19 protein-coding genes are annotated in these 22,752 nt (G+C 70.3%); 15 read left to right on the plus strand and 4 right to left on the minus strand.

What is annotated here, in order from left to right; all coding sequences use genetic code 11:
- Window positions 1-57: 57 nt before the first annotated feature.
- On the minus strand, window positions 58-666 hold the full coding sequence (locus HDC93_RS30070) for a TetR/AcrR family transcriptional regulator (protein ID WP_185013990.1): 609 nt from the start codon (window positions 664-666) through the stop codon (window positions 58-60).
- An 87-nt stretch (window positions 667-753) separates the two neighbouring features.
- Here HDC93_RS30070 and HDC93_RS30075 point away from each other — a divergent pair, with 87 nt between their 5' ends.
- The 11 genes from HDC93_RS30075 (at window position 754) to HDC93_RS30125 (ending at window position 15,224) form a co-directional block, all read left to right on the plus strand.
- Window positions 754-2,370: a carboxyl transferase domain-containing protein gene (locus tag HDC93_RS30075; RefSeq protein WP_185013991.1), complete on the plus strand. Its 1,617-nt coding sequence runs from the start codon at window positions 754-756 to the stop codon at window positions 2,368-2,370.
- A gap of 14 nt (window positions 2,371-2,384) precedes the next feature.
- Window positions 2,385-4,301 (plus strand): acetyl/propionyl/methylcrotonyl-CoA carboxylase subunit alpha, encoded by a 1,917-nt coding sequence (locus HDC93_RS30080; RefSeq protein ID WP_185013992.1) that lies wholly within the window; start codon window positions 2,385-2,387, stop codon window positions 4,299-4,301.
- Window positions 4,298-5,248, plus strand: coding sequence for a hydroxymethylglutaryl-CoA lyase (locus tag HDC93_RS30085; protein WP_185013993.1), 951 nt, complete (start codon window positions 4,298-4,300; stop codon window positions 5,246-5,248). Before HDC93_RS30080 ends, HDC93_RS30085 begins: the two co-directional genes overlap by 4 nt.
- A 5-nt stretch (window positions 5,249-5,253) precedes the next feature.
- Window positions 5,254-6,414, plus strand: coding sequence for an acyl-CoA dehydrogenase family protein (locus HDC93_RS30090; RefSeq protein ID WP_185013994.1), 1,161 nt, complete (start codon window positions 5,254-5,256; stop codon window positions 6,412-6,414).
- Window positions 6,415-7,003: 589 nt separating this feature from the next.
- On the plus strand, window positions 7,004-8,050 hold the full coding sequence (locus HDC93_RS30095; protein WP_185013995.1) for an ABC transporter substrate-binding protein: 1,047 nt from the start codon (window positions 7,004-7,006) through the stop codon (window positions 8,048-8,050).
- Between the two features lie 34 nt (window positions 8,051-8,084).
- Entirely contained in the window at window positions 8,085-8,939 is an 855-nt protein-coding gene (locus HDC93_RS30100) for a siderophore-interacting protein (protein ID WP_185013996.1), read from the plus strand.
- 157 nt (window positions 8,940-9,096) lie between these two features.
- On the plus strand, window positions 9,097-10,563 hold the full coding sequence (desA, locus tag HDC93_RS30105; RefSeq protein WP_185013997.1) for a lysine decarboxylase DesA: 1,467 nt from the start codon (window positions 9,097-9,099) through the stop codon (window positions 10,561-10,563).
- Window positions 10,547-11,824, plus strand: a complete 1,278-nt coding sequence (locus HDC93_RS30110) for a lysine N(6)-hydroxylase/L-ornithine N(5)-oxygenase family protein (protein ID WP_185013998.1) — start codon at window positions 10,547-10,549, stop codon at window positions 11,822-11,824. Before desA ends, HDC93_RS30110 begins: the two co-directional genes overlap by 17 nt.
- Complete coding sequence (locus tag HDC93_RS30115; RefSeq protein ID WP_185013999.1) at window positions 11,821-12,372, plus strand: GNAT family N-acetyltransferase; 552 nt, start codon at window positions 11,821-11,823, stop codon at window positions 12,370-12,372. The genes HDC93_RS30110 and HDC93_RS30115 overlap by 4 nt, the downstream gene beginning before the upstream one ends.
- Window positions 12,369-14,138, plus strand: coding sequence for an IucA/IucC family siderophore biosynthesis protein (locus HDC93_RS30120; protein ID WP_185014000.1), 1,770 nt, complete (start codon window positions 12,369-12,371; stop codon window positions 14,136-14,138). Before HDC93_RS30115 ends, HDC93_RS30120 begins: the two co-directional genes overlap by 4 nt.
- Before the next feature lie 201 nt (window positions 14,139-14,339).
- On the plus strand, window positions 14,340-15,224 hold the full coding sequence (locus tag HDC93_RS30125) for a DUF4429 domain-containing protein (protein ID WP_185014001.1): 885 nt from the start codon (window positions 14,340-14,342) through the stop codon (window positions 15,222-15,224).
- A gap of 9 nt (window positions 15,225-15,233) precedes the next feature.
- Here HDC93_RS30125 and HDC93_RS30130 read toward each other — a convergent pair whose 3' ends face one another.
- Window positions 15,234-16,793, minus strand: coding sequence for a metallophosphoesterase family protein (locus tag HDC93_RS30130; protein WP_185014002.1), 1,560 nt, complete (start codon window positions 16,791-16,793; stop codon window positions 15,234-15,236).
- A 186-nt stretch (window positions 16,794-16,979) separates the two neighbouring features.
- Here HDC93_RS30130 and HDC93_RS30135 point away from each other — a divergent pair, with 186 nt between their 5' ends.
- Both HDC93_RS30135 and glmS read left to right on the plus strand, forming a co-directional pair.
- Window positions 16,980-17,237, plus strand: a complete 258-nt coding sequence (locus tag HDC93_RS30135) for a hypothetical protein (RefSeq protein ID WP_185014003.1) — start codon at window positions 16,980-16,982, stop codon at window positions 17,235-17,237.
- Between the two features lie 12 nt (window positions 17,238-17,249).
- A complete protein-coding gene (gene glmS / locus HDC93_RS30140) occupies window positions 17,250-19,067 on the plus strand; it encodes a glutamine--fructose-6-phosphate transaminase (isomerizing) (protein WP_185014004.1) in 1,818 nt (605 codons plus the stop codon).
- Window positions 19,068-19,218: 151 nt separating this feature from the next.
- Here glmS and HDC93_RS30145 read toward each other — a convergent pair whose 3' ends face one another.
- Complete coding sequence (locus tag HDC93_RS30145; RefSeq protein WP_185014005.1) at window positions 19,219-19,779, minus strand: GPR1/FUN34/YaaH family transporter; 561 nt, start codon at window positions 19,777-19,779, stop codon at window positions 19,219-19,221.
- Window positions 19,780-19,918: 139 nt separating this feature from the next.
- Window positions 19,919-20,446: a universal stress protein gene (locus HDC93_RS30150; protein ID WP_010047889.1), complete on the minus strand. Its 528-nt coding sequence runs from the start codon at window positions 20,444-20,446 to the stop codon at window positions 19,919-19,921.
- Between the two features lie 312 nt (window positions 20,447-20,758).
- Here HDC93_RS30150 and HDC93_RS30155 point away from each other — a divergent pair, with 312 nt between their 5' ends.
- Both HDC93_RS30155 and HDC93_RS30160 read left to right on the plus strand, forming a co-directional pair.
- A complete protein-coding gene (locus HDC93_RS30155; protein ID WP_185014006.1) occupies window positions 20,759-21,091 on the plus strand; it encodes a hypothetical protein in 333 nt (110 codons plus the stop codon).
- Between the two features lie 377 nt (window positions 21,092-21,468).
- Window positions 21,469-22,716, plus strand: coding sequence for a helix-turn-helix domain-containing protein (locus tag HDC93_RS30160; RefSeq protein WP_185014007.1), 1,248 nt, complete (start codon window positions 21,469-21,471; stop codon window positions 22,714-22,716).
- The last annotated feature ends 36 nt before the right edge of the window (window positions 22,717-22,752 follow it).

The following is a 22,752-nucleotide window of genomic DNA, read 5'->3' on the forward strand; positions in this document are numbered from 1 at the left end:
GCCCAAGATACCGGCGGGTATCAACGACCGTCCAGGGTGGGGGCGGGGTAACGCTCGTCACGCCGGGAGGGGGTGTGCCCCCGCCGCCGCGAACGCCCCCCGGGCCATCCGGTGCAACAACTCCGCCATGGCCCCCCGCCCGGGCAACGACCCCGCCCTCCCCAGATGCGGCGTCGAGTTCAACAACCCGAACACCGAGTGCACGGCGGACCGAGCCGCGGGCTCCCCCAACCCCGCGTACACCTCCCGCACCACCCCGACCCACAGCTCCACGTACTGCCGCTGCAACTGCCGCACCATCTTCCGGTCGGTGTCCCGGAGGCGGTCCAGCTCACGGTCGTGCAGGGTGATCAGAGGCCGGTCGTCGAGCGCGAAGTCGATGTGCCCCTCGATCAGCGAGTCGAGGACCGCCTCCGCCCCACCCCCGTCCGCCTCCGCCAGCCTCCGCTTCGCCCCGGTCAGCAACTGCCCGCTGATCCCCACCAGCAGCTCCGCGAGCATCGCGTCCTTGCCCGCGAAGTGCCGGTACAGCCCGGGCCCGCTGATCCCGACCGCGGCGCCTATCTCGTCGACCCCGACCCCATGGAAGCCCCGCTCGGCGAACAGCCGAGCGGCCTCCTTGAGGATCTGCTCACGGCGGGTGGGGGCGTCGGTTCTGGTGGCCATGAAAACAATTCTAGACAGGGAGGTTAGCGGTCGTTAACCTGAAGGAAATGCGTTAACGCTCATTAACAAGGTGAGGGGACCCGCAGGATGCACGAGGCACCGGAGCTCACGAGCGCGGCAGACCCCGCGTCGGAGGCCTTTCGGGCCAACGAGGAGGGGCACCACGCCCTCGTCGAGGAGCTGCGCACCAAGCTCGCCGCCGCCGCACAGGGCGGCGGCGAGAAGGCCCGCGCCCGCCACACGGCCCGCGGCAAGCTGCTCCCCCGCGACCGCGTGGACACCCTCCTCGACCCGGGCTCGCCCTTCCTGGAGCTGGCCCCGCTCGCGGCCGACGGGATGTACGAGGGGCAGGCCCCGGCCGCCGGCGTCATCGCCGGCATCGGCCGGGTCAGCGGCCGCGAGACGGTGGTCATCGCCAACGACGCCACGGTCAAGGGCGGCACGTACTACCCGATGACGGTCAAGAAGCACCTCCGCGCCCAGGAGGTCGCCCTCGACAACCGCCTTCCCTGCGTCTACCTGGTGGACTCCGGCGGCGCCTTCCTCCCCATGCAGGACGAGGTCTTCCCGGACCGCGACCACTTCGGCCGCATCTTCTACAACCAGGCCCGCATGTCCGGCGCCGGCATCCCCCAGATCGCCGCCGTCCTCGGCTCGTGCACGGCCGGCGGGGCGTACGTCCCGGCGATGAGCGACGAGGCGGTGATCGTCCGCGGCCAGGGCACCATCTTCCTGGGCGGCCCGCCCCTGGTGAAGGCGGCCACCGGCGAGGTCGTCACGGCGGAGGAGCTCGGCGGCGGCGAGGTCCACTCCCGCACCTCGGGCGTCACCGACCACCTCGCGGAGAACGACGCGCACGCGCTCCGCATCGTCCGCACCATCGTCTCCACGCTCCCCTCCCGAGGAGCGCTCCCCTGGGAGGTCACGGAGGCGACGGAACCCAAGGTCGACCCGCACAGCCTCTACGGCGCGGTCCCGGTCGACTCCCGCACCCCCTACGACGTGCGCGAGATCATCGCCCGGGTCGTCGACGGCTCCCGCTTCGCCGAGTTCAAGTCCGAGTTCGGCCAGACCCTGGTCACGGGCTTCGCCCGGATCCACGGCCACCCGGTGGGCATCGTCGCCAACAACGGCATCCTGTTCTCCGAGTCAGCCCAGAAGGGCGCCCACTTCATCGAGCTGTGCGACCAGCGCGGCATCCCCCTGGTCTTCCTCCAGAACATCTCGGGCTTCATGGTCGGCAAGGACTACGAGGCGGGCGGCATCGCCAAGCACGGCGCCAAGATGGTCACGGCGGTGGCCTGCACCCGCGTACCGAAGCTGACGGTCGTGGTCGGCGGCTCGTACGGCGCGGGCAACTACTCGATGTGCGGCAGGGCGTACTCCCCCCGCTTTCTGTGGATGTGGCCGAACGCCAAGATCTCGGTGATGGGCGGTGAGCAGGCCGCCTCGGTCCTCGCGACCGTCAAGCGGGACCAGCTGGAGGGCCGCGGCGAGTCCTGGCCCCCGGAGGACGAGGACGCCTTCAAGGCCCCGATCCGCGCCCAGTACGAGCGCCAGGGCAACGCCTACTACGCGTCGGCCCGCCTCTGGGACGACGGTGTGATCGACCCGCTGGACACCCGTCAGGTCCTGGGCCTGGCCCTGACCGCGTGCGCCAACGCGCCCCTGGGTGAAGCCCAGTTCGGCGTCTTCCGGATGTGAGGGGACGGACGACGATGTTCGAGACAGTACTGGTGGCCAACCGCGGCGAGATCGCCGTACGGGTGATCCGTACGCTGCGGTCGATGGGCGTGCGCTCGGTGGCCGTCTTCTCCGACGCGGACGCCGACGCCCGGCACGTCGGCGAGGCGGACACGGCGGTCCGGATCGGCCCGGCCCCCGCGTCCGAGAGTTACCTGTCGGTGGAGCGCCTGCTGGAGGCCGCGGCCCGCACGGGCGCGCAGGCCGTCCACCCCGGCTACGGCTTCCTCGCCGAGAACGCCGCCTTCGCGCGCGCCTGCGCCGAGGCCGGCCTGGTCTTCATCGGCCCTCCGGCGGACGCCATCGCCCTGATGGGCGACAAGATCCGCGCCAAGGAGACGGTCCAGAAGGCGGGGGTTCCGGTCGTGCCCGGCGGGCGGGACCCGGATCTGGCCGACGCGGCCCGCGAGCTGGGCGCGCCCGTGCTGCTGAAGCCCAGTGCGGGCGGCGGCGGCAAGGGCATGCGCCTGGTGCGGGACCTGACCCGGCTGGAGGACGAGATCGCGTCGGCCCGTCGTGAGGCCCGCGCCTTCTTCGGCGACGACACACTCCTCGTCGAGCGCTGGATCGACCGCCCCCGCCACATCGAGATCCAGGTCCTGGCGGACGGCCACGGGAACGTGGTCCACCTCGGGGAGCGCGAGTGCTCCCTCCAGCGCCGCCACCAGAAGATCATCGAGGAGGCGCCGAGCGTCCTCCTCGACGAGGAGACGCGCTCCGCGATGGGCGAGGCGGCGGTCCAGGCGGCCCGCTCCTGCGGCTACCGGGGCGCGGGCACGGTGGAGTTCATCGTCCCCGGCAACGACCCGTCGTCGTACTACTTCATGGAGATGAACACCCGCCTCCAGGTGGAGCACCCGGTCACGGAGCTGATCACGGGCCTGGACCTGGTCGAGTGGCAGCTGCGGGTCGCGGCCGGGGAGCCCCTCGGCTTCACCCAGCGGGACGTACGGCTGACCGGTCACGCCGTGGAGGCCCGCATCTGCGCCGAGGACCCGGCCCGCGGCTTCCTCCCCTCCGGCGGCACCGTCCTGAAGCTGCGCGAACCGCAGGGCGACGGCGTCCGCACCGACTCGGGCCTCACCGAGGGCACGGAGGTCGGCAGCCTCTACGACCCGATGCTCTCCAAGGTCATCGCCTACGGCCCCGACCGCGCGACCGCCCTGCGCAAACTCCGGGCGGCCCTGGCCGAGACGGTCACGCTCGGCGTGCAGACGAACGCCGGTTTCCTGCGCCGCCTGCTCGGCCACCCGGCGGTCGTCTCCGGCGACATGGACACGGGCCTGGTCGAGCGCGAGGTCGAGGGACTGGTCCCCACGGACGTACCGGAGGAGGTGTACGAGGCGGCGGCTGCCGTACGCCTCGAGGCCCTGAAGCCGGAGCCGGGCGGCTGGACGGACCCGTTCTCGGTGCCGAGCGGCTGGCGCCTGGGCGGCGAACCGAAACCGCCGGCCTTCCACCTGCGGGTGCGGAAGCCGGAGGAGTACACCCCGCGCGGCACGGCCACGGTCACCGACGACCGGGTCGCGGTCACCCTGGACGGCGTCCGCCACACGTTCCACCGCGCCGCCGACTGGCTCGGCCGCGACGGCGACGCCTGGCATGTGCGCGACCACGACCCGGTCGCCGCGTCCCTCACCCGCGCCGCCCACGCGGGCGCCGACTCGCTGACCGCGCCGATGCCCGGCACGGTGACGGTGGTGAAGGTCGCCGTCGGCGACGAGGTGAGCGCCGGTCAGAGCCTGCTGGTGGTGGAGGCGATGAAGATGGAGCACGTCATCTCCGCGCCGCACGCCGGCAAGGTCACCGAGCTGGACGTGGCCCCCGGCACCACGGTCGCCATGGACCAGGTGCTGGCGGTCATCGCACCGCTCGAGGAGGCGGCGGAATGACGGTCCCAGGACTCCCGATGGCCGTCCCGAGCAGGGACCTGCCCACCCGCGTCCGCATCCACGAGGTCGGCGCGCGCGACGGCCTGCAGAACGAGAAGGCGACGGTCCCCACGGAGGTCAAGGCGGAGTTCATCCGCCGCCTGGCCGACGCGGGCCTGACGACGATCGAGGCGACGAGCTTCGTCCACCCCAAGTGGGTCCCCCAACTGGCGGACGCGGAGCAGCTGTTCCCTCTCGTCAGCGGCCTCCCGGTGGCGCTCCCGGTGCTCGTCCCGAACGAGAGGGGCCTGGACCGCGCCCTGGCGCTGGGCTCCCGGCGGGTGGCGGTCTTCGCCAGCGCGACGGAGTCCTTCGCCAAGGCCAACCTCAACCGCACGGTGGACGAGGCACTGGCGATGTTCGAGCCGGTGGTCAGCCGCGCGAAGTCCGAGGACGTCCATGTCCGCGGCTATCTCTCCATGTGCTTCGGCGACCCGTGGGAGGGCGCGGTCCCGATCCCCCAGGTGGTGCAGGTCTGCAGGGCCCTGGTGGACATGGGCTGCGACGAGCTGAGCCTGGGCGACACGATCGGCGTGGCCACCCCGGGGCACGTGGTCGCGCTCCTCGCGGCCCTGGACGAGGCGGGCGTCCCGCCCACCGCCCTCGGCGTCCACTTCCACGACACCTACGGCCAGGCCCTCGCCAACACGCTCGCGGCGCTCCAGCAGGGCGTCACGACGGTCGACGCCTCGGCGGGCGGCCTGGGCGGCTGCCCGTACGCGAAGTCGGCGACCGGCAACCTGGCCACCGAAGACCTCGTGTGGATGCTGCGGGGCCTCGGCATCGACACCGGAATCGACCTCGGCCGCCTCGTCGCCACGAGCGCGTGGATGGCCACCCACCTGGGCCGACCCAGCCCGTCCCGCACCGTCCGAGCCCTGTCCCACGAGGACACCGAGGAGCACTGATCACCATGGACTACCGTCTCTCCCCCGAGCTGGAGGAACTCCGCCGTACGGTCGAGGAGTTCGCGCACGAGGTGGTGGCGCCGAAGATCGGCGACTTCTACGAGCGGCACGAGTTCCCGTACGAGATCGTCCGGGAGATGGGCCGCATGGGCCTGTTCGGTCTGCCGTTCCCCGAGGAGTACGGCGGCATGGGCGGCGACTACCTGGCCCTCGGTGTGGCCCTGGAGGAACTGGCGCGGGTCGACTCCTCGGTGGCGATCACCCTGGAGGCCGGCGTCTCACTCGGCGCGATGCCGATCCACCTCTACGGCACCGAGGCCCAGAAGCGGGAATGGCTCCCCCGCCTCTGCTCCGGCGAGCTCCTGGGCGCGTTCGGCCTGACGGAGCCGGACGGCGGCAGCGACGCGGGCGCGACCCGTACGACGGCCCGTCTGGACTCCGCCACGAACGAATGGGTGATCAACGGCACGAAGTGCTTCATCACCAACTCGGGCACGGACATCACGGGCCTGGTGACGGTCACGGCGGTCACGGGCCGCAAGCCCGACGGCAAGCCCCACATCTCCTCGATCATCGTCCCGTCCGGCACCCCGGGCTTCACGGTCGCGGCCCCCTACTCCAAGGTCGGCTGGAACGCCTCGGACACCCGCGAGCTGTCCTTCACGGACGTCCGCGTCCCGGCGGAGAACCTCCTGGGCGAGGAGGGCCGCGGTTACGCCCAGTTCCTGCGCATCCTCGACGAGGGCCGCATCGCGATCGCGGCGCTGGCGACGGGTCTGGCACAGGGTTGCGTGGACGAGTCGGTCAAGTACGCCAAGGAACGCCACGCCTTCGGCAAGCCGATCGCCGCCAACCAGGCCATTCAGTTCAAGATCGCGGACATGGAGATGAAGGCCCACACGTCCCGCCTCGCCTGGCGCGACGCGGCGGCCCGCCTGGTGACCGGAGCCCCCTTCAAGAAGGAAGCGGCCCTGGCGAAGCTCCACTCCTCCACGGTCGCGGTCGACAACGCCCGAGAGGCCACCCAGATCCACGGCGGCTACGGCTTCATGAACGAATACCCGGTCGCCCGCATGTGGCGAGACTCCAAGATCCTGGAGATCGGTGAGGGCACGAGCGAGGTGCAGCGGATGTTGATCGCGCGGGAGTTGGGGCTGGTGGGCTGACCTCAGCCAGGTCCGACACGACCGCCACAGAAACTCTCTTCAGGGATTTCCTCGCCCGCCTTGTTGCTTCCCACCGCCGTTACGGCAAGGGAACCAACAAGGCACGCTTGTTTTCGGCTACTAGGGCGGCTTGCTTTCGCCCGCCACCCATCAGCCCCCATCCAGCCATCTGACTTGAAAGCGCCCCGACCTGACGCCGTCCCCGAGGGCCTCGCTCCCGCCAAGTGGCGCCGCCGCGGCCTGCCTTGGTATGCGAAGCCCGCGGCGGACCAGGGCGGGGCCTTCGCTCTTCAGATCTCCCGTACCGACCTGGTCAGGGCCGTGGCGCGACGGCTCAAACCGTAGGTCCGGGCCCGGTCGGACGTACCCGTGCAACGCCGTGGGCGCCGACCCGACGGAGGCTACCCGCGTACGGCACCCTCGTGATCCGGATCACTGGATCCTCAGGCATCCAGGCCCCCACCCCCGGGCACACACCCCCCGACCCTCTGGACAAGATCTCAGGTTAGGCTAACCTAAGGTCGATCTCAGCCACAGGGTTGTCGGCCGTGCCCGCAGTGGCTCCGTACGCACGAAAGCAGACCCAGTCATGTCGAACGCCAGAACCGCCCGCTACTCCCGCCGCGGCCTGCTCGCCGCCGGTGGTGCTCTCGGGCTCGGCGCCCTCGTGACCGCGTGTGGCAGTGAGGACTCCAAGGACGGCGGCGGCTCGGACGCGAAGGGCGCCGCCAAGTCCGGCCCCTGGTCGTTCAAGGACGACCGCGGCAAGACGGTGAGCCTGGACCACGTCCCCACGAGGATCGTCGCGTTCACCGGTGTCGCCGCCGCCCTGTACGACTACGGCATCGAGGTCAAGGGCGTCTTCGGCCCGACCAGGACCAAGGACGGCAAGGCCGACGTCCAGGCCGGCGACATGGACGTCAGCAAGCTGACCGTCTTCGGCAACAGGTTCGACCAGTTCAACGTCGAGCAGTACGCGGCCTTCCAGCCCGAGGTGCTCATCACCACCACCTTCGACGCAGCCGGCAGCCTCTGGTACGTCCCGCTGGCATCCAAGGACAAGATCGCCAAGCTCGCCCCGAGCGTGGCCGTCTCGGTCTTCGACCGTCAGATGCCGAAGCCGCTGCAGCGCATGGCCGAGCTCGCCCAGTCGCTCGGCGCCGACCTGAAGGCCGCGAACGTCGTCGAGGCGAAGAAGCGCTTCGAGGCCGCCTCCGAGCGGCTGCGCAAGGCCGCCAAGTCCCGCCCCGAGATCAAGGTGCTGGCCGGTTCCGCCTCGGACGCCATCTTCTACGTCTCCGGCTCCAACTTCTCCATCGACCTGGAGTACTTCAAGGCCCTCGGCGTGAACTTCGTCGAGCCCCCGAAGAAGGCCATGGAGGCCAACGGCGGCTGGTTCGAGAACCTCAGCTGGGAGAACGTCGACAAGTACCCGGCGGACGTCATCATGATGGACGACCGTGCCTCGACCATCCAGCCGGCCGACATCACCGAGGCGACCTGGAAGAAGCTGCCCGCGGTCAAGGCCGGTCAGGTCATCTCGCGTTCGCCCGAGCCGATCCTGTCGTACGACAAGTGCACGCCTCTGGTGGAGAACCTCGCGAAGGCCATCGAGTCGGCCAAGAAGGTCGCCTGACCCCCTGCCCCTTCCTGACGTCCAGGAGCCGCACGTGACCACCGCCGTAGCCGCCCCGTTCCGCTTCTTCTCCCTCCAGGTCGTGCGGACGAGGCGGCTCGGGCCGTCTCTGGTCCGGGTCACCTTCCGGGGACCCGATCTGCACGCCTTCCATTCCGGCGGGCGGGACCAGTCCCTGTCGCTGTTCCTGCCGCACCCCGGGCAGCCCGAGCCGGTCGTCCCGCTCGAGCTCGGCGACGGCTGGTGGCAGGGCTGGCGTGAACTCCCGGACGACGTACGGGCCGTGATGCGGTCGTACACCCTGCGCGCCCTGCGCCGCGACCCGGACGAGGTCGACATCGACTTCGCCCTGCACGGCATCGAGCCGGGCGCCACGGTCCAGGCGGGCCCCGCCTCCCGCTGGGCCGCCCGGGCCGCCGCCGGTGACCGGGTCCTGCTGCTCGGGCCGGCCGTCGCCGACAACCGGGCGATCCGGTTCCGGCCGCCCGAGGACACCGACCTCGTCGTCGTCTGGGGCGACGAGACCGCCGTACCGGCCGCCTCGGCCATCGTCGAGGCGCTGCCGGCCGGCACCCGCGCCCGGGTCTGGCTGGAGGTCCCGCACGCCGGCGACATCCAGCACGTGGCGACCGAGGCCGACGCCGAGATCACCTGGCTGGTCCGGGACGAGAGGGGCACCGAGGGGTCCCCCATGGCCCTCGACGCCCTCCGTGCCGCCCGGCTGCCCCCGGCCGAACGGCCGTACGTCTGGATCGCCGGCGAGTCCGGATGCGTGAAGGAGCTGCGCCGGCACTTCGTGCGCGAACGCGGGATCGACCGCCGCAGGGTGACGTTCGTCGGCTACTGGCGGCGCGGCGCGAGCGAGGAGCAGCTGCGGGCGGAGGCGTAGCCGCAGCTCACCGGCGCTGAGGTGACACGAGTGACCACCGTCACGGCAGAGCGCGCTCTCCCCTCGATCAAGTCAGGTTAGGCTTACCTAAGTTCTGGACGTCGGAGACCAGCCCACCCCGTCCCACACCGGACTGTCCCCACCGGAGGACCCCCACATGCGCTCGCACCTGCTCAACGACACCACCGCGGAGCAGTACCGCCGCTCCGTGACCGACGGAGTCGAGCGGGTGGCCGCCAAACTCGCCGCCACCGCCCGGCCGTTCACCGGCATCACCGTCGACGCGCTCTCCCCGCGCATCGACGGGATCGACCTCGACCAGCCGCTGCACGACACCGGCGCGGTGCTCGACGAACTGGAGGACGTCTACCTCCGGGACGCGATCTACTTCCACCACCCCCGCTACCTGGCCCACCTCAACTGCCCGGTCGTCATCCCGGCGGTGCTCGGCGAGGCCGTCCTGTCCGCCGTGAACTCCTCGCTGGACACCTGGGACCAGTCGGCCGGCGGCACGCTCATCGAGCGGAAACTGATCGACTGGACGACCGAGCGGATCGGCCTCGGCCCGGCCGCCGACGGCGTGTTCACCTCGGGCGGCACCCAGTCCAACCTCCAGGCGCTGCTGCTGGCCCGCGAGGAGGCGAAGCCAGGGCGGGATGGGTGGGAAGGTCCTGCCTCCCTGGCCAAACTGCGCATCTTCGCCTCCGAGGTCAGCCACTTCAGCGTGAAGAAGTCCGCTAAGCTGCTCGGGCTCGGCCCGGACGCCGTGGTCTCCGTACCCGTCGACCACGACAAGCGCATGCAGACCGTCGCGCTCGCCCGCGAGCTGGAGCGCTGCGCGACGGACGGCCTCGTCCCCATGGCCGTCGTCGCCACCGCAGGCACCACCGACTTCGGCTCCATCGACCCGCTGCCCGAGATCGCCGAGCTGTGCGAGCAGTTCGGCACCTGGATGCACGTCGACGCCGCCTACGGCTGCGGCCTGCTGGCCTCCCTGAAGCACCGGGACCGCATCAGCGGCATCGAGCGCGCCGACTCGGTCACCGTCGACTACCACAAGTCCTTCTTCCAGCCGGTGAGTTCCTCGGCCGTGCTCGTGCGGGACGCCGCCACGCTCCGCCACGCCACCTACCACGCCGAGTACCTCAACCCGCGGCGCATGGTGGAGGAGCGCATCCCCAACCAGGTGGACAAGTCCCTGCAGACCACCCGCCGCTTCGACGCCCTCAAGCTGTGGATGACCCTGCGGACCATGGGCGCCGACGGCATCGGGCAGCTCTTCGACGAGGTGTGCGACCTGGCCCGGGAGGGCTGGAAGCTGATCGCCGCCGACCCGCGCTTCGACGTCGTCGTCGAGCCGAGCCTGTCGACGCTGGTCTTCCGCTACATCCCGGCGGCCGTCACCGACCCCGCCGAGATCGACCGCGCCAACCTCTACGCCCGCAAGGCCCTGTTCGCCTCCGGTGACGCCATCGTCGCGGGCACCAAGGTCGGAGGCCGCCACTACCTGAAGTTCACCCTGCTCAACCCCGAGACGCAGGCGTCCGACATCGCCGCCGTCCTCGATCTGATCGCCGGCCACGCCGAGCAGTACCTGGGAGAGTCCCTTGACCGCGCGTCCTGACACCCCGACCAGAACCCATGACTTCGTGGGCATCGGGCTCGGCCCGTTCAACCTCGGCCTGGCCTGCCTGACCGAGCCGATCGACGAGCTCGACGGCGTCTTCCTGGAGTCGAAGCCCGACTTCGAGTGGCACGCGGGCATGTTCCTGGACGGCGCCCACCTCCAGACCCCGTTCATGTCGGACCTGGTCACCCTCGCCGACCCCACGTCGCCGTACTCCTTCCTGAACTACCTGAAGGAGAAGGGCCGGCTGTACTCGTTCTACATCCGCGAGAACTTCTATCCGCTGCGCGTCGAGTACGACGACTACTGCCGCTGGGCCGCGGGCAAACTGAGCAGCATCCGCTTCGGCACGACGGTCGCCGAGGTGACGTACGAGGACGAGCTGTACGTCGTGCGTACCACCGCCGGGGGCACCTACCGGGCCCGTCGCCTGGTCCTCGGCACCGGCACCCCGCCCCACATACCCGAGGCCTGCCAGGGCCTGGGCGGCGACTTCCTGCACAACTCCCGCTACCTGGACAGCAAGGCGGAGCTGCAGAAGAAGGACTCGATCACCCTGGTCGGCTCGGGCCAGTCGGCCGCCGAGATCTACTACGACCTGCTCAGCGAGATCGACGTCCACGGCTACCGGCTGAACTGGGTCACCCGCTCCCCGCGCTTCTTCCCGCTGGAGTACACCAAGCTCACGCTGGAGATGACGTCCCCGGAGTACGTCGACTACTTCCGCGAGCTGCCCGAGGCGACCCGCTACCGCCTCACGGCCGAGCAGAAGGGCCTGTTCAAGGGCATCGACGGCGACCTCATCAACGAGATCTTCGACCTGCTCTACCAGAAGAACCTCGGCGGCCCCGTCCCCACCCGGCTGCTCACCAACTCCTCGCTGCACAGCGCGCGGTACGAGAACGGCACGTACACGCTCGGCTTCCGCCAGGAGGAGCAGGGCAAGGACTTCGAGCTGGACTCGCGGGGCCTGGTCCTGGCGACCGGCTACAAGTACGCCGAGCCGGAGTTCCTGGCCCCCGTCAAGGACCGCCTGGTCTACGACTCGCAGGGCAACTTCGACGTCGCCCGCAACTACGCGATCGACGTCACCGGCCGGGGGGTCTTCCTGCAGAACGCCGGCGTCCACACGCACAGCATCACCAGCCCGGACCTCGGCATGGGCCCCTACCGGAACGCGTACATCATCCGCGAGCTGCTCGGCAGCGAGTACTACCCGGTCGAGAAGAGCATCGCGTTCCAGGAGTTCGCCGTATGAGCGCCACCACCGGCATCGGATCGCTCACCGTCCGCCCGCTCGACCCCCTGCGGGACGCCGAGCTGCTGCACTCCTGGGTCACCCACCCCAAGGCGGCCTACTGGATGATGCAGGACGCGAAACTCCAGGACGTCGAGCGCGAGTACATGCGGATCGCCGCGCACGAGCACCACGACGCCTGCATCGGTCTGCACGAGGGCCGCCCGGCGTTCCTGATGGAGAAGTACGACCCCCGGTACGTCGAGCTGGTAGGCCTGTACGACCCGGAGCCCGGCGACGTCGGCATGCACTTCCTGGTGGCGCCGACCGACCGGCCGATCCACGGTTTCACCAGGGCCGTCATCACCGCCGTGATGGACGAGCTGTTCGCCGATCCGCGCACCCGCCGGGTCGTGGTGGAGCCCGACGTGAGCAACAAGGCAGTACATGCGCTCAACGAGGCCGTGGGCTTCGTGGCCGAGCGCGAGATCGACAAGCCGGAGAAGCGCGCGCTGCTCAGCTTCTGCACGCGCGCACAGTTCCTGGCTGCCCGAGGAGTGGCGATATGACCCTGTCCGACGCCGTGGCACACCTGTCCCCCGAGCGCTGGGACCAGGCGGGCCGCCTGCTGGTCCGCAAAGCGCTCGCCGAGTTCGCGCACGAGCGGCTGATCACCCCCGAGCAGGACGGCGAGAGCTACGTCGTCCGCAGCGACGACGGCCTGACGAGCTACCGCTTCTCCGCCACCCGCCGCGCCCTGGACCACTGGCAGGTCGACGCCGCCTCCATCACCCGTCACCGGGACGGCGCCGAACTCCCGCTCGCCGCCCTGGACTTCTTCATCGAACTGCGGAAGTCCCTGGGCCTGAGCGACGACATCCTGCCGGTCTACCTGGAGGAGATCTCCTCCACCCTCTCCGGCACCTGCTACAAGCTCACCAAGCCGAAAACCACGGCGGCCGAGCTGGCGCGCGGCGACTTCCAGGCCATCGAGACCGGCATGACCGAGGGCCACCCCTGCTTCGTCGCCAACAACGGCCGGCTCGGCTTCGGTATCCACGAGTACCTGTCGTACGCGCCGGAGACGGCGAGCCCGGTCCGGCTCGTCTGGCTCGCGGCACACCGCTCGCGTGCGGCGTTCACGGCCGGGGTGGGCATCGAGTACGAGTCGTTCCTGCGCGAGGAACTGGGCGAGAAGACCGTCGAGCGCTTCCACGGCGTCCTGCGCGAGGCGGGCCTGGACCCCGCCGACTACCTGTTCATCCCGGTCCACCCCTGGCAGTGGTGGAACAAGCTCGCCGTCACCTTCGCCGCCGAGGTCGCACGGGGGCACCTGGTGTGCCTGGGCGAGGGCGACGACGAGTACCTGGCCCAGCAGTCCATCCGGACCTTCTTCAACCGGACCAGCCCCGAGAAGCACTACGTCAAGACCGCGCTGTCGGTCATCAACATGGGCTTCATGCGCGGCCTGTCGGCTGCCTACATGGAGGCCACCCCGGCGATCAACGACTGGCTGGCCCAGCTCATCGAGGGCGACCCGGTGCTGCGGTCCACGGGCCTGTCGATCATCCGGGAGCGCGCCGCGGTCGGCTACCGGCACCTGGAGTACGAGCAGGCGACGGACCGCTACTCGCCGTACCGCAAGATGCTCGCCGCGCTGTGGCGGGAGAGCCCGGTGCCGTCCCTCCAGGAGGGCGAGTCGCTGGCGACCATGGCGTCCCTGGTCCACGTCGACCACCAGGGGGCGTCCGTCGCGGGCGCCCTGATCGAGCAGTCGGGCCTCACCCCGAAGGAGTGGCTGCGCCGCTACCTCCAGGCCTACTTCACGCCCCTCCTGCACAGCTTCTACGCCTACGACCTGGTGTTCATGCCGCACGGCGAGAACGTCATCCTGGTGCTGAAGGACGGAGTCGTGCAGCGCGCGATCTACAAGGACATCGCCGAGGAGATCGCGGTCATGGACCCGGACGCGGTGCTGCCGCCGACGGTCGAGCGGCTCCGCGTGGAGGTCCCGGAGGACAAGAAGCTCCTGTCGGTCTTCACGGACGTCTTCGACTGCTTCTTCCGCTTCCTCGCGGCGAACCTCGCCACCGAGGGGATCCTGGAGGAGGACGACTTCTGGCAGACGGTGGCGGACGTGACCCGCGCCTACCAGGACTCGATGCCCGAACTCGCCGACAAGTTCAAGCAGTACGACATGTTCGCCCCCGAGTTCGCGCTGTCCTGCCTCAACCGCCTCCAACTCCGCAACAACGAACAGATGGTCGACCTGTCGGACCCGTCCGGCGCCCTCCAGCTGGTGGGCACCCTGAGGAACCCCATAGCGGACCTCTGACCTCACAGACAGACGCGCACCCCCGGTGTACGGTCCACCGGGGGTGCGCGTCGGCGTCGGTACTTTCAGGGGCGCGGGGCTGAATCGATGTGCGGCTCCGCCGCGCGGGCGCGACAACGGCCACCAGCCGTTCGAGCGCCCGTGAACCTCAACCCGAAAAGGTTGGAATCTCGCTCTTTCAGAGGGGGAGGATGTCAACCCATGACGGAAATCATCCAGAAGGACGGCACGTGGGCCTTCGACGGGGACGCGCTGCGACTGACTCCCGGGCGGGACAAGAACGTCAGTCTGCTGCGCAGGGAGCTGGGTGAACTGAACGTCCCGCTGGGGGCGTTGGCGGGCATTTCCCTGGAGCAGGGCAAGAAGTCGGGTCGGCTCAGGCTCCGGCTGCGCGACGGCGCCGACCCGCTGCTGCACGCCACCGGCGGCCGGCTCACCGAGCCCCACGACCCGTACCAGCTGATCGTGGAGTCCGACCGCTACGGCGTCGCCGAGTACTTCGTGGACGAGGTCCGCAGCGCCCTGCTGCTCGACCAGGTCCCCGCCGGCCCGGTCGACGCGTATCTGCTGCCGGGCCCGTCGGTCCCCCTGTCGGTCTCCGCCGGGGACGGCACCGCCGGTTTCGACGGCGAGCGCATACGCCTGGAGTGGAACTGGAAGACGGAGGACGCCAAGGCCGCCGCCGGCGCCCGCACGCTCGCGCTCGCCGACATCACGGGTGTGGAGTGGCACCCGGCGGCCGGTCTGGAGAACGGTCACCTGCGCTTCACCGTGCGGCACGCACCCACCAAGACCCCGCCCAAGTACGACCCCAACGCCGTGGAGCTGTGGGGCTTCAAGAAGGACCCGCTGATGGCGCTGGTCGCGGCGGCGGTCCAGGCCAGGCTTCCGCACCCGGCCCGGGCCGCCGCCGCGCACCCGGTGGACGCGCGACCGGAGCTGCCTTCTCCTGCGGTCGCGTCCGCCGAGGACGACCACGACGCCCTGCTGCGCCGCTTGCGCGAGCTCGGGGAACTGCACCGCACGGGCGTGCTGACGGACGACGAGTTCGCCCTGGCCAAACAGGCGATCCTCAAGCGGATGTAGGACGCGCGGCTACTTCGCCCGGCGGGCCACCGTGAAGTGGTCGATCTGGTCCCCGGTCTCGGCGATGCCGCGCACCTTCAGCGTGGCCAGGCGCCCCTTCGGCGCGGGGGTGACGTCCACGCGCAGGAAGGAGTAGTCGAGGTAGCGCACCCGGGACCAGGCGACGGTCTCGTTCTGCTTGCCGCCCTTGACGTTGACGAACGAGGCCACGGACTCCACGTCGTGCTCGTTGCCCTCGTACGACAGCGGGGCGCTGAACGCGTAGAGGCTGCGGCCCGCCGCACCGGCCGTCACATAGACCACGCCGTCGGTCTCGGGGTAGGCCGTGCCGCCGATGGGGAGCTTTTTGGTGACCTTGTTCCCCTTGATCACGTCGGTGCGCTCGTACTGGTGGTTGTGACCGTTGATGACCAGGTCCACCGTGTACTTCTCGAACAGCGGCACCCACTCCTGCCGGACCCCGCCCTCGGAGGCGTGGGAGGTGGAGGTGCAGTAGGCGCAGTGGTGGAAGAACACGACGATGAAGTCGACGTCGTGAGCCGCCCGGTACTTCTTGAGCTGGGTCTCCAGCCACGTGGTCTGGGTGCCTCCGGAGATGCCGAGGTTGGCGGGGATCTCGAAGGAGATGTCGTTGGCGTCGAGCGAGATGACCGCGGTGTTGCCGTAGACGAAGGAGTAGACGCCCGGGAGGTTCTTCTTGTCGGGGCCGTTGTCCGGGAGGGTCCAGCGGGCCTCCTCGCCGCCGTAGCCGCCCGGCGAGTACCAGGCCTCCATGTCGTGGTTGCCGTAGGCGGGCATCCAGGGGACGGACTTGGCGACGGACTCGGTCTGGGCGAGGAACTGATCCCAGATCCGCGAGTCGAATCCGGTGTCGGAGGTCTGTCCGGAGCCGGACGGGTCGGCGTAGGCGATGTCGCCGGCGTGCAGGTGGAAGGCCGGGTTCTGGCCGAGCAGCAGGGCGTTGTTGGCCAGGCCGTGGTAGCTCACGCCCTCGTCGCCGAAGGCCGTGAAGGTGAACGGCGCCTTGTGCGCGGGGGCGGTGGTGAAGGTGCCGAGAGTGCCCAGCAGGTGCGGCTCGGCCGGGTCGAAGCCCTGGTGGCCGACGCCGTAGTAGTACGTCCGGCCCGGCTTCAGATGGGTCAGCTTGGCGTGGACGTAGTACTGGGTGTGGTCGCCGCTCGCGCCGACACCGGCGGGCGTGAAGAGGGTGCGGACCTCGGCGTCGATCTTGCGGGAGAGGTCCGTGGGGTGGGCGCCGATCCGGATGAAGGGCTTTTTGACGGCGACCGGGACCTGCCAGGAGACGGTCATCTCGGTGCGCGGGTCGGTGCCGTAGGCGAGGTGACGGCCGAAGGGGGCCACATGGGCGCCGTCGACGGTCTCGGTGCCGGGGCGGCCGCTCGGGACGGCTGCCTGGGCGGTGGCGCCGGGCACGAACGCGCCACCCGCGACGGCGCCGAGCGTGACGGCGCCGCCTCTGATCATCGTGCGCCGGGAGAACCTGGCGCGCAGGTACTCGTGCTGCTCGGCCATGGTCATGCGCTCGGCGAGCCGCTCGGGTACGCCCATACGAGGAGTGTCCATGGCGTCCAAAAATCGACGCCTCGGGCAACGGGATTCCGGACACCCGGTGGACGCGTCACGAACAAGCCCTCATGACACGTTCAACGTTCTCCCAAAGGATCCCCTCAGACGCTTGCCCGAAATCGGGCAGAATTCTTGCGAAAGCGCCGCCAGTACCCCAAGATCTAGCGAGTGCACGACGAACTCGTTGATCATCTGACGCGGTCCACCGCCCTCGGGCGGGGCGAGGCGCTGCGCGTGATCCAGGACGTGCTCGCCTACTTCGACGAGACGACCGAGGAGTACGTCCGTCGCCGCCACCGCGAGCTCCAGGCCCAGGGCCTGGTCAACGCGGCGATCTTCGAGCGGATCAAGGCGGATCTCACATACCGCGCGGTGGCCCCGCCGGAGCTCTCGCTCCGGCAGCTGCGGCGCATCGTCTACGGCTAGGAATACGTATACATGTGCGGAATCGTCGGTTACATCGGGAAGCGTGACGTCGCGCCCCTCCTCCTGGAGGGCCTGCAGCGACTGGAGTACCGCGGCTACGACTCCGCGGGCATCGTCGTCACGTCCCCGAAGACGTCCGGCCTGAGGATGGTCAAGGCCAAGGGCCGCGTCCGCGACCTGGAGGCCAAGGTCCCGGCCCGCTTCAAGGGCACGACCGGTATCGCCCACACCCGCTGGGCCACCCACGGCGCCCCGTCCGACGTCAACGCCCACCCGCACATGTCGGCCGACAACAAGGTCGCCGTCGTGCACAACGGCATCATCGACAACGCCTCCGACCTGCGCCGCAAGCTGGAGGCCGACGGCGTCGAGTTCCTCTCCGAGACCGACACCGAGGTCCTCACCCACCTCATCGCCCGCGCGCAGGCACCCAAGCTGGAGGACAGGGTTCGCGAGACCCTCCGGCTCGTCGAGGGCACGTACGGCATCGCCGTCATGCACGCCGACTTCCCCGACCGGATCGTCGTCGCCCGCAACGGCTCCCCGGTCGTCCTCGGCATCGGCGAGAAGGAGATGTTCGTCGCCTCGGACATCGCCGCGCTGGTCGCCCACACCCGCCAGATCGTCACCCTGGACGACGGCGAGATGGCCACCCTGAAGGCCGACGACTTCCGTACCTACACCACGGAGGGCACCCGCACCACGGCGGAGCCCACCACCGTGGAGTGGGAGGCCGCCTCCTACGACATGGGCGGCCACGACACCTACATGCACAAGGAGATCCACGAGCAGGCCGATGCCGTGGACCGTGTGCTGCGCGGCCGCATCGACGACCGCTTCTCCACCGTGCACCTGGGCGGCCTGAACCTGGACGCCCGCGAGGCCCGGCGGATCCGCCGCGTGAAGATCCTCGGCTGCGGCACCTCGTACCACGCTGGCATGATCGGCGCCCAGATGATCGAGGAACTGGCGCGCATCCCCGCCGACGCCGAGCCCGCCTCGGAGTTCCGCTACCGCAACGCCGTCGTCGACCCCGACACCCTCTACGTCGCCGTCTCCCAGTCCGGCGAGACCTACGACGTCCTGGCCGCCGTGCAGGAGCTCAAGCGCAAGGGCGCCCGCGTCCTCGGCGTGGTGAACGTGGTCGGCTCGGCGATCGCCCGCGAGGCCGACGGCGGCATCTACGTGCACGCCGGCCCGGAGGTCTGCGTCGTCTCCACCAAGTGCTTCACCAACACCACGGTGGCCTTCGCCCTCCTCGCCCTGCACCTGGGCCGCACCCGTGACCTGTCGGTCCGCGACGGCAAGCGCATCATCGAGGGCCTGCGCAAGCTGCCCGCCCAGATCGCCGAGATCATGGAGCAGGAGGAGGACGTCAAGAAGCTGGCCCTGCAGTTCGCCGAGGCCCGCTCGATGCTCTTCATCGGCCGCGTCCGGGGCTACCCCGTGGCCCGCGAGGCCTCCCTGAAGCTCAAGGAGGTCTCGTACATCCACGCCGAGGCCTACCCCGCCTCGGAGCTCAAGCACGGCCCGCTGGCCCTGATCGAGCCGGCCCTCCCGACGGTCGCGATCGTCCCCGACGACGACCTGCTGGAGAAGAACCGCGCCGCCATGGAGGAGATCAAGGCCCGCAGCGGCAGGATCCTCGCGGTGGCCCACCAGCCCCAGGAGAAGGCCGACGAGACGATCGTCGTCCCGAAGAACGAGGACGAACTCGACCCCATCCTGATGGGCATCCCCCTCCAGCTCCTGGCGTACCACACGGCCCTGGCCCTGGGCCGCGACATCGACAAGCCCCGCAACCTCGCCAAGTCGGTAACGGTGGAGTAGAGGGTTTCCTTCAAGGGGCGCGGGGAACTGCGCGAGCAACCACAACGCACCCGCACCGGCCGACGAACGAAAACGGACCCCCCGTGCTGCCACCACGCACGGGGGGTCCGTTTCATCGCCGGGAAGCCGCCCAACTCCCCAGCCGGCGCAGCTAACCGGTGGCCGTCACGCCCCGGCCCGCAGCGCGTCGCGGAATCGCAGTGGGCCAGTGCGCCAGCGCCGCGGTCGCCGCGTACCAGGCCACCGCCCCCGCGGCGACGGCGAACCAGCCGCCCACCTTCACGAGCCCGTCGTTGCCGGCGAAACTCGCGATCGCCATGAGCAGCAGGGCCACGAAGAACAGCCCGTACACGCCCTGACCGAGCTGGTCCCCGCCCGCGAGTGTCAGGGACAGCGCCACGAGCGCGAACAACAGCAGGAACAGCCCCGCCGCGTTGCCGGAGGCACTGTCGGACACGGCCCAGGTGAACCACAGCGCCCCGAGCACCGAGAACGCCGTACCACCGGCGGCGTCACCCTCCCGCAGGGCCACCAGCCCCGCGACGAAGAGCGCAATGCCGCCCACGTACTGAGCGATTGACACGGCGTCAGCGGCCGACACGCCGTCGATCAGAGCGGTATGCCCCAGCCCGAAGGCCAACAGGGTGATTCCCAGGGCGAGTCGACCGGCCACGGTCGTGATTCCACTTCCCGCGGAGACGTCTTTGTCCACGGCGGGCTCCCTTCGTGCAGGTGCAGTTGTGCGGTGTGTCCCGTATATGCCCTTCACAAGGGCACAAACACCTCTACGCGCGAGTAGATTTGCGCGGTGCACAAGGGAGTTGCCGCAGGGCGTCGCTCCTGCGTGAACGTCAGGGAATGACGATGACGGGCCGCTGCGCCCGCTTGGCGAGCCGCCCCGCGACCGAGCCGAAGATGCGCCCGACGATGCCGTGGGTGGAGCCGACGACGATCGCGTCGGCCTCGTACTCCCGCCCGACCTCTTCGAGTTCGTGGCAGATGTCGCCGCCGCGCTCGACCAGGATCCAGGGCACCTCGGCGAGGTAGTCCGCACAGGCCAGCTCGAGGCCGAGCACCTCGGTGCGGTGGTCCGGCACGTCCACGAAGACGGGCGGCTCGCAGCCCGCCCACACCGTGGTCGGCAGCCGGTTGGCGACGTGGACGATGATCAGGCCCGACCCGGAGCGATGGGCCATGCCGATCGCGTACGCCAGGGCGCGCTCACTGGAGGTGGAGCCGTCGAAGCCGACGACGACCCCGTGCTTGAAGGCGGGATCGCAGGAATGGCGTGGCTCTTCCGCCGCCAGGGGCTCGGCCGCCGTGGGATCGGCGACGGGCCGCTTGCGGTCCGCGGGTTCGAAGAATTCGTGACCGGCCATGGCTGTCTCGGCGTCGTGATCCTTATATGGGGGACAACAGTGTGCGGCGGAGCTGTGTCCGGGAATGGTCTTCCCACCCCCATACCCTCAAGGGTACGGCGGCACGCCTCCTTAGCCCAGATCCCGCTCACGGTGCGTGCGGGTTCCAGGGAGCATGCACGAGGCACCGCCCGTAACGCAATGGTTGCTGCGCTGTACAGGCGGTTTGCACGGGATTCACTCAGCCGTGGGCACGTGCGGCGATCCGGGCCGCCGGTGACCGACGCCCCGGCCACGCGTTGAACTCCGTGAGTCACGCCACAGGGAGTACCCATGTCCGCACCACGCCCCGCCGCCGAGGCGGACCGCGCGACCCCGCCGCCGCGGGACACCGCGACCGATGTGGTTCGCTGGGCTGCCTTCAGCTGCCTGCTCGTTCCGATGGTGCTCCTCGGCTACGGCGCCTCTCTGGCCGGTGCCGCCGGCACCGCCCTCGGGCTCGCGGCCGTCACGGGCGCCTGCCGGGTGCTGCTGCGCCAGTCCGAGCGCGGTGCGGCCCGGCTCGCGGCCGAGGACCGGGCACCCCACCGGGGCCGGCGTCACCGCACCGGAACGGGGTCGCACCGTGGCGGACGGCACACCGCAGGGGATACACCGGTCGGCTGACCGGTTTCCGCGCACACGCACATCGGTTTTCAGCCAACTTCTCATTGTGGCGCATCCCCCTGCCCGACCACCCCCCAACCCCCGTTCGACCTGCACGGAAAGGACCTCAGGCGGTCCGCGCACCCTACGTGGATTGGCCACCTCGACAAGGCGCACTTCCCTGCACGCCCCACGAGTGCAACGCTTCGTGATCGAATGCTTCACGCCAAGTTGCCAAGTCGACAATGTGCCGGGTGACTAACCGGCCACTTCGGCACGACGGCACACAGTAGATTCGATCTTGACTGTCTACGGCGGGGGACTCGTGCAGGACCGAGGGGAAACGTGCAGGAGCGACACAACCGAGGAGCCGCGACCACCGAGGGGGGCTTAGCAGTATGAGCCACGACTCCACTGCCGCGCCGGAAGCCGCGGCCCGGAAGCTTTCCGGGCGACGCCGCAAGGAGATCGTCGCGGTGCTGCTGTTCAGCGGCGGCCCCATCTTCGAGAGTTCCATACCGCTGTCGGTGTTCGGGGTTGACCGCCAGGACGCCGGCGTACCGCGCTACCGACTACTGGTGTGCGGGGGCGAGGACGGCCCGCTACGGACCACGGGGGGCCTCGAACTCACCGCACCACATGGCCTGGAAGCGATCTCACGCGCGGGCACGGTCGTCGTACCGGCCTGGCGTTCGATCACTTCTCCGCCACCGGAGGAGGCGCTCGACGCGCTGCGCCGCGCCCACGAGGAGGGCGCCCGCATCGTCGGGCTGTGCACCGGCGCCTTCGTCCTCGCGGCGGCGGGCCTGCTGGACGGCCGCCCCGCGACCACCCACTGGATGTACGCACCGACGCTGGCCAAGCGCTACCCGTCGGTGCACGTGGACCCGCGTGAGCTGTTCGTCGACGACGGCGACGTGCTGACGTCGGCGGGCACGGCCGCGGGCATCGACCTGTGCCTGCACATCGTGCGCACGGACCACGGCAACGAGGCGGCCGGGGCCCTGGCCAGGCGGCTCGTCGTGCCGCCGCGCCGCAGCGGCGGGCAGGAGCGCTACCTCGACAGGTCTTTACCGGAGGAGATCGGCGCCGACCCGCTCGCCGAGGTCGTCGCCTGGGCGCTGGAGCACCTCCACGAACAGTTCGACGTGGAGACGCTGGCGGCACGCGCGTACATGAGCAGGCGTACGTTCGACCGCCGCTTCCGCTCGCTGACCGGGAGCGCTCCACTGCAGTGGCTGATCACGCAGCGGGTCCTCCAGGCGCAGCGCCTGCTGGAGACGTCGGACTACTCGGTGGACGAGGTGGCGGGGCGCTGCGGCTTCCGGTCGCCGGTCGCCCTGCGCGGGCACTTCCGCCGCCAGCTGGGTTCGTCCCCGGCCGCGTACCGGGCGGCGTACCGGGCCCGGCGTCCGCAGGGCGAGCGGCCCCAGGAGACCGAGAGCGCGCCGGGCGGTCCCGGGCCCGGCATGCCGGGCCATCCGGGCCACGCGGGGCACCATCCGGGCCAGCCCGGCCAGGCGCCCGCCCCGCTGCACCCGGAGCACCCGGTCCCGCTGCAGTCCCGCCGTACCGCGGCGGCGAGTGCGGTCGGCCAGGCGCAGGCCCTGTCGGCGAGTCTGCCCGGGCAGCGCAGCGCGCCGTGATCCGGTAGCCGGGGCCCGCGGGGAGCACGTCTCCCA

Origin of the sequence: Streptomyces sp. AK010, assembly GCF_014207295.1 — a bacterium.
GTDB lineage: Bacteria > Actinomycetota > Actinomycetes > Streptomycetales > Streptomycetaceae > Streptomyces > Streptomyces massasporeus.